This is a genomic window from Methylobacterium sp. WL19 (genome assembly GCF_008040005.1).
Taxonomy (GTDB): Bacteria; Pseudomonadota; Alphaproteobacteria; order Rhizobiales; family Beijerinckiaceae; genus Methylobacterium; species Methylobacterium bullatum.
The window spans coordinates 22,037-34,575 of the sequence record NZ_VRVC01000005.1 but is presented as its reverse complement, the minus strand read 5'-3'; the positions used below and the strand labels follow the sequence as shown (position 1 = coordinate 34,575).

Genomic DNA, 12,539 nt, shown 5'->3' with positions numbered 1-12,539 from the left:
GACGTCCGAACCATGGCCCCCCACCATTCCAAGCTCATCATCATCGGCTCAGGCCCCGCCGGCTACACCGCCGCGATCTATGCCGCCCGCGCCATGGTCGAGCCGCTGCTGATCTCCGGCTTCCAGCCCGGCGGCCAGCTCATGATCACCACCGATGTCGAGAATTATCCGGGCTTCGCCGACCCGATCCAGGGTCCGTGGCTGATGGAGCAGATGCGGCTCCAGGCCGAGCATGTGGGCACCAAGATCGTGTCCGAATACATCACTAAGGTCGATCTGCAGGCGCGACCGTTCCATCTGGAGGCGGATTCCGGCGAGACCTACACCTGCGACGCCCTCATCATCGCCACCGGCGCTCAGGCGAAGTGGCTCGGCCTTCCCTCCGAGGCCAAGTTCCAGGGCTTCGGCGTCTCGGCCTGCGCCACCTGCGACGGGTTCTTCTTTCGCGGCAAGGAGGTGGTGGTCGTCGGCGGCGGCAACACCGCCGTCGAGGAGGCGCTCTATCTCGCCAACCTCGCCGCGAAGGTCACGGTGGTGCATCGCCGGGGCGAGTTCCGTGCCGAGCGCATCCTCCAGGAGCGCCTGTTCAAGCATCCCAACGTCGAAGTGGTCTGGCATCACGCGATCGAGGAGATCTGCGGCACCCAGTCACCGCCTTCGGTCACGCATCTGCGCCTGAAGGACGTGCGCTCGGGCGCGATCACGGAGCTCAAGGCGGACGGCGTCTTCGTCGCAATCGGGCATCAGCCGGCGACGGGGATCTTCGAGGGACAACTCGCCATGCGTCACGGCGGCTACATCGAGACGAAGCCGGGCACGACGGAAACGGCGATCCCCGGCGTCTATGCCGCCGGCGACGTCGCTGACGATGTCTACCGGCAGGCGATCACCGCGGCAGGAATGGGCTGCATGGCGGCTCTGGAGGCCGAAAAGTACATCGCGGCCCTCGAACTCGGCGAAACCCCACAGCAGGCTGCAGCGGAATAGGGAAATCTTTGTTCGGCGCCTTGCGTCGGGCATCAACCTAATCGCAAGATCGTTGTCCTAAAACCAGCACGAGCCGAGTTTCATCGGCTCGGCGTCCCATGTTGCCCGGCCGAACCGAATGAAACGGCGGCCGGGCACGCCGAGACACGGCAAGGGCCGATGCCTGACCGTACAGGGTCCGGCATCTGGCGACCGGCTATCGGCACGGGGCTGCGTGAGGGGGTTGGACGCCGTGGACTGGGACAAGATCCGGATCTTCCTCAACGTCGCCGAAGCCGGCAGCTTCACGCGTGCCGGCGACGATATCGGCCTGAGCCAATCGGCGGTGAGCCGGCAGATCAGCGCCCTCGAACGGGAGTTGAAGGCCCCTCTCTTCCACCGCCATGCGCGGGGCCTCATCCTGACCGAGCAGGGCGACCTGCTGTTCCGGGCGGCGCGGGACATGAAGCTGCGCCTGGAGAACACCCGGGCGCGTCTCGTGGAGACGAGCGAGCGGCCGAGCGGCGACCTCAAGGTGACGACGACGACGGGCCTCGGCACCTCGTGGCTCGCCCAGCGCGTCGCCGAATTCCTCGACCTCTATCCCGACGTGCGCGTCGAACTCATCCTCACCAACGAGGAACTCGATCTCGCCATGCGCGAAGCGGACGTCGCCGTCCGGATGCGGCGCCCGGCCCAGCCCGACCTGATCCAGCGGCGGCTGTTCACGGTCCACTACCATGCCTTCGCCTCGGCCGATTACGTGAAGCGGTTCGGCGAACCCAAGGCGATCGCGGATCTCGACAACCACCGCCTCGTGTCCTTCGGCGGCAACGAGCCGTCCTACCTGCTGGCGACCCACTGGCTCTCGACGGTGGGCCGCGAGGGCCAGGAACGGAGGACGATTCACTTCACGGTGAACAACATCGCGGCCCTGCAGAACGCGATGGAGACCGGTGCCGGCATCGGCATCCTCCCCGACTACGCCGTGGAGGGGCAGACCGGCCTCATGCAGGTCCTGCGCGACGTCGAGATGCCGCATATGGAGTCCTACCTCGTCTATGCCGAGGAGATGCGCTCAGTCGCCCGGGTGCAGGCCTTCCGCGACTTCCTCGTGGCCAAGGCCCAGCGCTGGACCTACTGACCGGCAGCCCGCTCAGACGAACAGGCGCTCGTTCTCGAGACCCTTGTAGAGCCCGGCCACCTGCTCGCCGTAGCCGTTGTAGATCAGTGTGGGCACTCGCTGGTCGGTGCCCAGCACACGCTCCGAGGCCTGGCTCCAGCGCGGATGTGAGACCGCCGGGTTCACGTTGGCCCAGAAGCCGTATTCCGAGGCCTGGAGTCCTTCCCAGAAGGTCTTCGGCCGCTCGGCGACGAAGGACAGCTTCACGATCGACTTCACCGATTTGAAGCCATACTTCCACGGCACCGCGAGGCGGATCGGCGCGCCGAACTGATTGGCCAGCGGCTTGCCGTAGATGCCCGTGGCGATGAAGGCGAGGTCGTTGTTGGCCTCCTCCATCGTCAGCCCTTCCACATAGGGCCAGGGATACAGGAACGAGCGCTGTCCCGGCGCCATGGACTTGTCCATGAAGGTTTCCATGCGGAGGTACTTGGCCCCCGATGCGGGCTTCGCCAGGGCCACGAGCTTCGAGAGCGGGAAGCCCGTCCAGGGCACCGACATCGACCAGGCCTCGACGCAGCGGTGGCGGTAGAGGCGCTCCTCGAGGGTCATCTTGCGGACGAGATCGTCGATCCCGATCTCGAACGGCTTCTCGACCAGGCCGTCGATCTTGAGGGTCCAGGGCCGGGTCTTCAGGGCGTTGGCCGCCGGCAGCACGGTCTTGGACGTACCGAACTCGTAGAAGTTGTTGTAATCCGCCGAGAACTTCTCGGCCGTCAGCGGACGGTCCAGCGTATAGGCCTCGTTGCGCGCGGCCGGGTAGAGGCCGCTCGTCGGGTCGGCGGCGGCGAAGGCGCCCTCGACGCCCACGAGGGACGTCGCGGCGAGGCCGGCGGCGCCGCCGAGCAAGGCGCGGCGGTTCAGGAACACGCTCTCGGGCGTGGCGAGGCGCTCAGGCATTTCCCAGCCGCTACGGCGCTTGATGTACATGTGGCGTCCTCGAACAAGAATAGGGATGGCCGCGCAGGGCGGCCTCGTCCCACGAAGATCGGCCCCGCCGCCCATCCGTGCAAGCGGGGCTTATCGTCACCGTTCGGCGAGACGCCGTCGCCGGTTACATCGGGCGGCTCGTCAGGAGCTCGGCGCCGCGTCGCGCAGGGCTCGGCGAAGCACCTTGCCGACATTGGTCTTCGGGAGCGCGTCGTGGAAGACCACGCGCCTCGGCACCTTGTAGCCGGTGAGCTGCTGGCGCGCGTAGGTCCGCAGCGCCTCGACGCCGACGCTGCTGTCCTTGAGCACCACATGCGCGACGACCATTTCGCCGGTCTCCTCGCATGGCGTGCCGATAACGGCGCATTCGAGCACGCCGGGATGGCCGACGAGGATCTCCTCCACCTCGTTCGGATAGACGTTGAAGCCCGAGACCAGGATCATGTCCTTCATCCGGTCGACGATACGCACCTGCCCGTCCGCCTGGAGGATTGCCACGTCGCCGGTGCGGAAATAGCCGTCACCGGTCGTCGCCCGCGCGGTCTCGTCCGGCCGCTTCCAGTAGCCCGCCATGACCTGCGGGCCGCGCACGCAGAGCTCGCCGGGCTCGCCCGGTAGGACGTCCCTGCCCTCGGCATCGCGGATCGCCACATCGGTGGAGGGAACCGGGAAGCCGATCGTGCCGGTCCAATCCGCCCGAGGGTCGTTCACGCAGACCACGGGCGAGGTTTCGGAAAGCCCGTAGCCCTCGACGATGGACTTGCCCGTGATCGCCTTCCACCTGGCCGCCACGGGAGCCTGCACGGCCATGCCGCCGGCGATGACGAAATGAATCCTGGAGAAATCCACCTCCGCGATCTTCGGATGGTTGTTGAGCAGGTTGAACAGCGTGTTCACCCCGGAGAAATGGGTGAAGCGGTTGCCCTTCAGGGTCTTCACGAACCCGTCCACGTCGCGGGGATTGGGAATGAGCAGGCAGCATCCGCCGATGCTCATGAACAGGAAGAAGCATCCGGTGAGGGCGAAGATGTGATAGAGCGGCAGGGCCGTGACCATCACCCGGTCGACCCCGTCGGTTTCCGACACGCAGAACCAGACCCGGCACTGAGCCACGTTGGCGACGACGTTGGCATGGGTCAGCATGGCGGCCTTGGCGGCGCCCGTCGTCCCCCCCGTATATTGCAGGAACGCGAGGTCCTGCGGCCCGACCGACACCGACGCTTTCGGCAGGCTTCGGCCGCGGCGCAGGACCGTCTCGAAGCGCAGCGTCTTGCCCTCGGGCAGACGATAGGGAGGCACCGCCTTCTTGATGTGGCGCGAGACGAGATCGACGATCCGCCCCTTGAGGCCGAGCCCGTCGCCCGGTCCGGCGACGACGATGCGGCCGAGATCGATATCGGCGCCCGCGCTGGCGACGGTATGGGCGAAATTCTCGAGGACGAAGAGCGCCCGAGCCCCCGAATCGTTGATCTGAACCGTCAGTTCGCGCGGGGTATAGAGCGGGTTGACGTTGACCACGACGCAGCCGGCCAGGAGGATCCCGTAGATCGCCGCCGGATAGGCCGGCACGTTCGGCATCATGACGGCGATCCGGTCGCCCTTGCCGAACCCTTCGGCCACCAGCCAGGCCGCGATCGCGTCGGCGGAGGCGCCGAGTTCGGCATAGGTGATGGACTTGCCGAAACAGCGGATCGCCGGGCGGGCGGCACATTCCGTCGTGCTGAGGCGCAGGATGTCCACGAGGGTGCGCTGGCTGGCGACGTCGATCTCGGCGGGTATGCCGGGCGGATACATGGAGAGCCATGGGCGCACGGAAACCGGCCCGGGGGCCGTGCCTTGGATCATCTCGATCCTCCCTCTGATGTGCGCGGCAGATTGTTATCCGCGCAGCGGCTTTGTGCCGCGTTTGTTCATATGTAAACTATCTTTTCGGCGACTCTGTCACCGGATCAATCCACAACGGAGAGTGTATCGGGTTTCTTCCGACGCGATCTGTCACGAAGCGCCAGCCAGACCAGTATGGCATGAGGCAGAAACGCGGCGAGAACCAGAGACATGCCCATCCCTGCCTCGCCGGCCGACATTGCGCGGCGGGGCCATGGCCCGAAACCGGCCGGATGGGCCTGCCCGATCACCGCGAAGGCGAACCAGAGGGCGAGAAAGCCCGTTCCGCAGCGGAAGAGACCGATCGCGAGGCGGCGGCCCCATGACGGGGCGGACGCACCACCGCCGATCAGGATCCGGCTCACGGCCAAGGCCGACCCGAAGACGAAAGCCGACGCCGCGGCGCCGATCGCAAAGGCGGCATTCATGGGCTGGTAGGTGAGGAAGGTCATGCCGCCGGTGGCGAAGCCCGCCCGGAGAACGAGACCGCCGAAGGTCGGATAGAGGCCGAGGGCGAGGAGCAGCGCGGCCCCCGCCAAGGCCCCGGCGATGCGCCTGGGCAGGGACGCCGTGCCCGTCGCCGCCATCGCGACGATCCGCGCGAGAGCGTAGATCAGCGCGAAGGTGAAGAGCGGGTATTGCAGCAGGAAGAACCCGTAGAACCGCGCCGCCAGATCGGGCGGCAGCGCCGAAGCCTGGCTCAGGCCGGCGAGGGCCGTGGCGCAGACCGCGAGCACCGCAGCGATGACCGGAAGTGCCGCAGCCATGACAGACAGTGCCGCGGCTGCGGGAGGAGAGGCGGCGGCCGGGACAAGCACCGCGGACGCGCCGCCGGACGCCATCACGCCTCGTAATTGTCGCGCACGAGCCGGTCGAGGAGACGCACACCCCAGCCGGCGCCCCAGCTCCGATTGATCTCGCTGGGGCTCGACGACATCGCGACACCGGCGATGTCGAGATGCGCCCACGGCACGTCGTTGACGTAGCGCTTGATGAAGGACGCGGCGGTGGCCGCGCCGCCATGGCGCCCGCCGGTGTTCTTCATGTCGGCGAATTTCGAGTCGATGGCCTTGTCGTAGGCCGGGATCAGCGGCATCCGCCACACCGCCTCGCCGGTGGCCTCGCTGGCGGCGGCGATCTTGGCGGCGAGCGCATCGTCGTTGGAGAACATGCCGGCGATGTCCTGGCCGAGGGCGACGATGATCGCCCCGGTGAGGGTCGCCAGATCGATCATGAATTTCGGCTTGTAGGCACTCTGCACGTGCCAGATCACGTCGGCGAGGACGAGGCGCCCCTCGGCGTCGGTGTTGATGATCTCGATGGTCTGGCCGGACATGGAGGTGACGATGTCGGCCGGGCGCATGGCGTTGCCGTCCGGCATGTTCTCGACGATGCCGATGGCGCCGATGGCGTTGACCTTCGCCTTGCGCGAGGCGAGCGCGAACATCGTGCCGACGACGCAGGCGGCGCCGCCCATATCGCCTTTCATGTCTTCCATGCCGCCGGCGGACTTGATCGAGATGCCGCCGGAATCGAAGCAGACGCCCTTGCCGATGAAGGCGATCGGCGCTTCCGACGCATCGTCGCCGCCGTTCCAGCGCATGACCACGACGCGGGCCTCGCGCGTGGAGCCCTGCGCGACGGCGAGGAGCGCTCCCATGCCGAGGGCCTCGAGTTTGCCGGGACCGAGAACCTCGACCTCGACGCCGAGCTTGGTCAGTTCCTCGGCGCGCCGCGCGAATTCCTCGGGATAGAGAACGTTCGGCGGCTCGTTGATGAGTTCACGCGCCAGGAGGACGCCGCCGGCCACGGCCTCCGAGACCTTGGAAGCCGCCTCCGTCGCCGAGGGATCGGCGACCATGAGGGTGAGCGCGGTGACGCGGGCTTCCTCGCCCTCCGGCTTCTTCTTCGTCTTGTAGCGGTCGAAGCTGTAGACGCGCAGACGCGCGCCGAGGGCGAAATCGGCGGCGTTCGCGGGGCTCACCGAGGAGCCTGGCCAATCGAGGGCGACATGGGCCTGGCGGCCGCTCACCTTGCTGGCCGCATAGCCGCCCAGAGCCGGCCAATCGATCTTGGCGCGGTCCTTCTCCGAACCGAGGCCGATGACGAGGAGCCGGTCGGCATCGATCCCGGCGGGGGCCGGGAGTGCCAGGGACGTCAGCGACTTGCCCTTGAACCGCTCGCTCGCGGCGGCGCGCGCCAGCAGGTCGGCCGCGCCGCGGCCAAGCGCCTGCGCGACCGTGGGCGAAAGGGCCAGATCATCTCCGACGAAGAGAACGATGTCGCCGTGGCCGACCGGGCCGAGCGGCCCGAATGCGATCGTGATACCGTCCGCCATAAGTCACGCTTTCCGAAGGTCTGAATTGGTCCGTGCGGCCCGACACACGGCGCCGCGACGCTCCCTGTGTACCCGTTGATGCGAAGAACGCAACGCGATCCGGCCGCCGCGAAAGCGCCTGATTTGAAGCGCCCCAAGGCGATCGACATCGGTGGACGGGTGCGATGCCGGGGGGCATGAGGAAGGCCCGTGGGACGCGTCCCACGCAAGCCGCGCGTAAGGCCCGCCACGAGATCCGATGACGCAGATCGAGCGCTACATATTCAGGATCGCGGCCGGGGCCTTCCTCGCTTGCCTGATCGGCCTCACGGGCACGATCTGGGTGACGCAGGCCCTGCGCGAACTCGACCTGATCACGGCCAAGGGCCAGACCCTCATCGTCTTCTTCCTGATCACCGGATTATCGGTGCCGACGCTGATCACCGTGATCGCGCCCGTGGCCCTGTTCATCGCCGTGGTCTACGCCCTGAACCGGCTGAACGGCGATTCCGAGCTCATTGTCATGTCGGCGGCCGGCATGCAGCCGCGGCGCATCCTTCGCCCGTTCCTCACTCTGGGGCTCATCGTGAGCGCCGGCGTCGCCTTCCTCACCATCCAGGTGATGCCGTCCTCGTTCCAGGAACTGCGCGACGTGCTGACCCGCGTGCGCGGCGACTTCATCGCGAACGTGGTGAAGGAGGGCCAGTTCACCGAGCTCGACAGCGGCATCACCTTCCATTTCCGCGAGCGCGGCCCGGGCGGAACGCTGCAGGGCATCTTCATCCAGGACAAGCGCGAGGCCGGAAAGACGGTGGTCTATCTCGCCGAGCAGGGTCAGGCTGTGGATTACGAGGGCCAGAGCTACCTCGCCCTTGAGAAGGGCAGCATCCACCGGCAGCAGAAGGATTCTCGGGATTCCTCGATCATCACCTTCGAGCGCTACACGGTGGACCTCGCGGCCTTCACCCCCCCGGACGGCGAGACCGTCTACAAGCCGCGCGAACGGTCGACGGCGCAGCTTCTCTTCCCCGATACGACCGAGACCTATTACCAGTCGCAGAAGGGCCGCTTCCGCGCGGAAGTGCACGACCGGCTCTCGGCCTGGCTCTACCCGCTCGCCCTGACCCTCATCGCTTTCGCGGCACTCGGCGACCCGCGCACCACGCGCCAGGGGCGCGGCCTCGCCATGGCGGGCGCCGTCGTCGCCGTCATCGTCCTGCGCATCGCGGGCTTCGCGGCCAGCAGCGCGGCGGTGCGAAGCCAGGGCGCCGTCGTCGCGATCTACGCCGCCCCCGCCCTGGCGCTGGCGATTTCCTGCCTGATCGTCTTCAACGGTGCCGCGGTGCGGGACTGGAACGCGCGCGTCTCCAGGACCCTCTCGAATCTCGGCCGCGCCGTGATGCGTCGACCGCGCCTCGGCGACGGGTGAGGACGCCGCCATGATGATCGGCTTCACCCTCGGACGCTACTTCGCCCTGCGCTTCCTGCGCACGGTGCTCGGCGTGTTCATCACCGTCTTCGCCTTGGTCTACACGCTGGATTTCGTCGAATTGCTGCGCCGGGCGGGCGACACGGAGGGCGCGTCCACAAGTTTGATGGCGCAGCTCTCGCTCTATCGCACCCCGGCGGTGGCCGAGGGCGTGCTGCCCTTCGCGATCCTGTTCGGCTCCATGGCGGCGCTGCTCCAGCTGTCGCGCAAGCTCGAACTCGTGGTGGCGCGGGCCGCGGGCATCTCGGCCTGGCAGTTCCTCCAGCCCGGCATCCTGGTGGCGCTGGCCATCGGCGCCTTCACGGTGGGGATCTACAATCCGGTCTCCGCCGCGATGAAGCAGCGATCCACCGAAATCGAGGCGAGGATCTTCGCGAAATCCACGAAGGCGAATTCCGGCAAGGACCTGTGGATTCGCCAGAACAGCCTCGACGGCCAGGCGATCCTGCGTGCCGGGACGGCGATCGAGGGCACGACCACCCTGGCCGGCGTGTCGGTCTATACGTTCGACGAGGCCGGGGTCTTCGTGTCGCAGATCGAGGCCGCACGCGCGACGCTGCATGACGGATACTGGACCCTTCAGGACGCGCGGCTCCTCACCAAGGGCCAGCCCCCCGAGAGTTACGACACCTACATTCTCGCCTCGAACCTCGACGCCGGACAGGTGAAGCAGCGCTTCACACCCCCGGAATCTGTGCCTTTCTGGCAACTGAACGATACCATCGCACGCACGGAGAGGGCGGGGTTGGATGCGACGCGCTACCGACTCCAGTATGATGTCCTCATGGCGAGGCCCGTTCTCTTTGTTGCCATGGTGCTCGTGGCAGCCAGCGTTTCCTTAAGGTTCTTCCGCTTTGGTGGAGTGGGCAAGCTTGTGCTTGGCGGTGTGGCGGCGGGGTTCTTCCTCTACGTCGCGCGGCAGGTCATGGAAGGCCTCGGCGCATCAGGCATCGTGTCGCCCCCGGTGGCGGCATGGTTCCCGGCCGTGGTAGGGAGTCTTCTCGGTACGCTCACGCTTCTCTATCAGGAGGACGGCTGATGCCGTTGTCGGTGACGGGACGCGAAACGAGGCCGAGGCAGAGGTTGGGACACGGGTTGCGTACAGTCTCCGACATCGCGAAGCTCGCCGGGTTACTGGCGTTCGTCTCCGGCGCCGCGCTCACGCTCGGCTCCGATGGTGCGAGCGCGCAGGCTGCCGGCCAGAGCGACAGGGGCCAGGCCCGCAAGGCTGCGGCGCCCAAATCCGCTGTGGCACCCAAGGCCGCCGCGCAGCCCGCTCCTGCCCCCACGGGCAAGCCGGCCGAGCGGCTCCTCGTCGAGGCCGCCGAGCTGATCTACGACAACGACAACAACACCGTCACGGCGCGCGGCAATGCCGAACTGCATTACGGCCCGCGCACCCTGCAGGCCGACCGCGTGCGTTATGACAGGGCCAGCAGCCGCGTCTTCGCCGAGGGCAACGTCCGTCTCACCGACGAGACCGGCGCCGTCGTGACCGGCGACACGATGGAACTGACGGACGATTTCCGGAACGGGTTCGTCGACGCCCTGCGCATCCAGCAGACCGTGGAAATGCGGGGCCAGCCGGTCCGCACGCGTTTCTCCGCGCCGCGCGGCGAGCGGGTGGACGGCGAACAGACGACCTTCGAATCCGGCACCTACACCGCCTGCGAGCCGTGCAAGAACAATCCGGAGACGCCGCCTCTGTGGCAGGTGCGCGCCGCCAAGATCATCCACAACAACGAGACTCACACGATCGGGTTCGAGGAATCGACCCTCGAGATCGCCGGTATCCCCGTCGGTTACCTGCCCTATTTCGAGGCGCCGGACCCGACGGTGAAGCGCAAGACCGGCTTCCTCACGCCGCGCTTCATCACCTCCACCGCCCTCGGCAGTGGCATCTCGACGCCGTTCTTCATCAACGTCGCGCCGAATTTCGACATCACCCTGACGCCGTCCTTCCTGAGCGAGCAGGGTATCCTCGGCCAGGGTGAGCTGCGTCACCGGCTCGACACCGGAACTTACACCATCCGCGCCAGCGGCATCTTCCAAACGACGCCCAGCGCCTTCCTTCCCGGGCCGCTCGGCGCGGGAGACCGCGACTTCCGTGGTTCGATCGAGACCACGGGCCAGTTCTACATCAACGACCGGTGGCGCACGGGCTGGGACGTGGTCGGCGTCACCGACAAGTGGTTCCTCGACAATTACCGCGTCCGCAATTCGAGCATCACCACGGATTACTTCCGTGAGGCGGTCTCGACGGCCTACCTGATCGGCCAGGGCGACCGCTCCTGGTTCGAGGCGCGCGCCTACTATTTCAAGGGTCTGTCGAGCTACGATTGGCAGAAGGAGCAGCCGGTCGTCGCGCCGGTGATCGATTACGACAAGCGCATCAACGGTCCGGGCTTCCTCGGCGGCGAAGTGCGTTTCGAGGCCAACATCACCCATCTCGACCGTGAAGCCACGGATTTCCAGGCGATTCCGCGCACGGGCTCCTACTACTTCAATCCCACGGTCAACGGGACGACCTACTCGCTCTACGAGACCTGCACCACCTTCACGCGCAGCACCTGCATCATCCGCGGCCTGTCGGGGAGCAACACCCGCGCATCCGCGCAGCTGTCATGGCGCCGGACCTTCATCGACGATGCCGGCCAGGTCTTCACCCCGTTCGCCTATCTGCGCACGGACGCCTTCTTCGTCGATCCGCGCAATTCCGGCTATCAGAACGCCCTCGCGCAGACGATCAGCACCACGGATTCGGATTTCTCAGGGCGGGTGATGCCGGCGGTGGGTCTCGATTACCGCTATCCCTTCGTGAGCAATTTCGGCCCCCTCGGCGTCCACACCCTCGAACCCATCGCGCAGGTCGTGATCCGTCCGAGCGAAACGCATATCGGCCGCCTGCCCAACGAGGACGCGCAGAGCCTCGTCTTCGACGACACGTCGCTGTTCGAGTGGGACAAGTTCTCCGGCTACGACCGTGTCGAAGGCGGCGTCCGCACCAATCTCGGCGCGCAATACTCGGTGGTGACGCCGTCGGGCTGGTACGCGAACGTGATGTTCGGCGAATCCATCCAGGTCGCCGGGGTCAACTCGTTCCGTCGGGGCGATCTGGCCAATGTCGGCCTCGATTCCGGCCTGGAGCGCCGGGAATCCGATTATGTCGGACGCTTCCAGCTCTCGCCCAACCAGAACATCAGCTTCGTCACCCGTGCGCGGTTCGAGCAGCGGGACTTCACCGTCAACCGCCTGGAGACGGGCGTCATCGCGCGCCTCAACCCCTTCGCGCCCATCGACCTGTCGATGTTCTATTCCTACTACGCCGCCCAGCCCCTGCTCGGTTTCAACAACCGCAGAGAGGGCCTGACCGCCTCGGCGACCTACCACATTACCCCGAACTGGTTCGTCACCGGCTCGGCCCTCGTCGATCTCACGCACTATCTCGACGTGCGCGATAATTTCGCCAACGCCTACACCTCCTATCTCGCCAATCCCGTGGGCGCGGCGCCGGTCTATACCAATCCCGGCCGCGCCAACCTCGCCGGATTGAGCATCGGCGGCGGTTATCAGGACGAGTGCACCACCTTCTCGCTCAACTACATCGTCTCTCCGACGGCCGCGGCCCTGGGCGTCACGGAGCGCAACCGCACCGTGCTGCTGCGCGTCGAGTTGAAGACCCTCGGCGAAGTCGACCTGCGGCAGAACGTCAACATCGCGAGCACGGCCGACGGCATCGCGGCGACCCGGTGAGATCGGGCGAGAACCCG

General features: G+C 66.8%; 9 protein-coding genes. 5 read left to right on the top strand and 4 right to left on the bottom strand.

Going from position 1 to position 12,539, the window contains the following annotated elements; genetic code table 11:
* Positions 1-12: 12 nt before the first annotated feature.
* Both trxB and FV220_RS02340 read left to right on the top strand, forming a co-directional pair.
* Positions 13-987: a thioredoxin-disulfide reductase gene (gene trxB / locus FV220_RS02345; RefSeq protein ID WP_147829439.1), complete on the top strand. Its 975-nt coding sequence runs from the start codon at positions 13-15 to the stop codon at positions 985-987.
* Between the two features lie 232 nt (positions 988-1,219).
* Positions 1,220-2,110, top strand: coding sequence for a LysR family transcriptional regulator (locus FV220_RS02340; protein WP_026176123.1), 891 nt, complete (start codon positions 1,220-1,222; stop codon positions 2,108-2,110).
* Between the two features lie 12 nt (positions 2,111-2,122).
* On the opposite strand, the gene msrP is transcribed toward FV220_RS02340, so the two are convergent.
* The 4 genes from msrP to FV220_RS02320 form a co-directional block, all read right to left on the bottom strand.
* Complete coding sequence (gene msrP, locus FV220_RS02335; protein WP_056148098.1) at positions 2,123-3,079, bottom strand: protein-methionine-sulfoxide reductase catalytic subunit MsrP; 957 nt, start codon at positions 3,077-3,079, stop codon at positions 2,123-2,125.
* A 141-nt stretch (positions 3,080-3,220) separates the two neighbouring features.
* Positions 3,221-4,924, bottom strand: a complete 1,704-nt coding sequence (locus FV220_RS02330) for an AMP-binding protein (RefSeq protein ID WP_147829437.1) — start codon at positions 4,922-4,924, stop codon at positions 3,221-3,223.
* 104 nt (positions 4,925-5,028) lie between these two features.
* A complete protein-coding gene (locus FV220_RS02325) occupies positions 5,029-5,730 on the bottom strand; it encodes a hypothetical protein (protein WP_246689364.1) in 702 nt (233 codons plus the stop codon).
* Positions 5,731-5,804: 74 nt separating this feature from the next.
* Positions 5,805-7,301, bottom strand: a complete 1,497-nt coding sequence (locus FV220_RS02320) for a leucyl aminopeptidase (protein ID WP_147829432.1) — start codon at positions 7,299-7,301, stop codon at positions 5,805-5,807.
* A gap of 238 nt (positions 7,302-7,539) precedes the next feature.
* Here FV220_RS02320 and lptF point away from each other — a divergent pair, with 238 nt between their 5' ends.
* From lptF to FV220_RS02305, 3 genes are read left to right on the top strand one after another with little or no spacing between them, the layout of a single operon-like run.
* Positions 7,540-8,709 (top strand): LPS export ABC transporter permease LptF, encoded by a 1,170-nt coding sequence (lptF, locus tag FV220_RS02315; RefSeq protein ID WP_056148089.1) that lies wholly within the window; start codon positions 7,540-7,542, stop codon positions 8,707-8,709.
* A 10-nt stretch (positions 8,710-8,719) separates the two neighbouring features.
* Complete coding sequence (gene lptG, locus FV220_RS02310; protein WP_147829430.1) at positions 8,720-9,808, top strand: LPS export ABC transporter permease LptG; 1,089 nt, start codon at positions 8,720-8,722, stop codon at positions 9,806-9,808.
* A 56-nt stretch (positions 9,809-9,864) separates the two neighbouring features.
* Positions 9,865-12,522 carry an LPS-assembly protein LptD gene (locus FV220_RS02305; RefSeq protein ID WP_056148086.1) on the top strand — a complete coding sequence of 886 codons (2,658 nt, stop codon included), beginning with the start codon at positions 9,865-9,867 and terminating at the stop codon, positions 12,520-12,522.
* Positions 12,523-12,539: the final 17 nt, after the last annotated feature.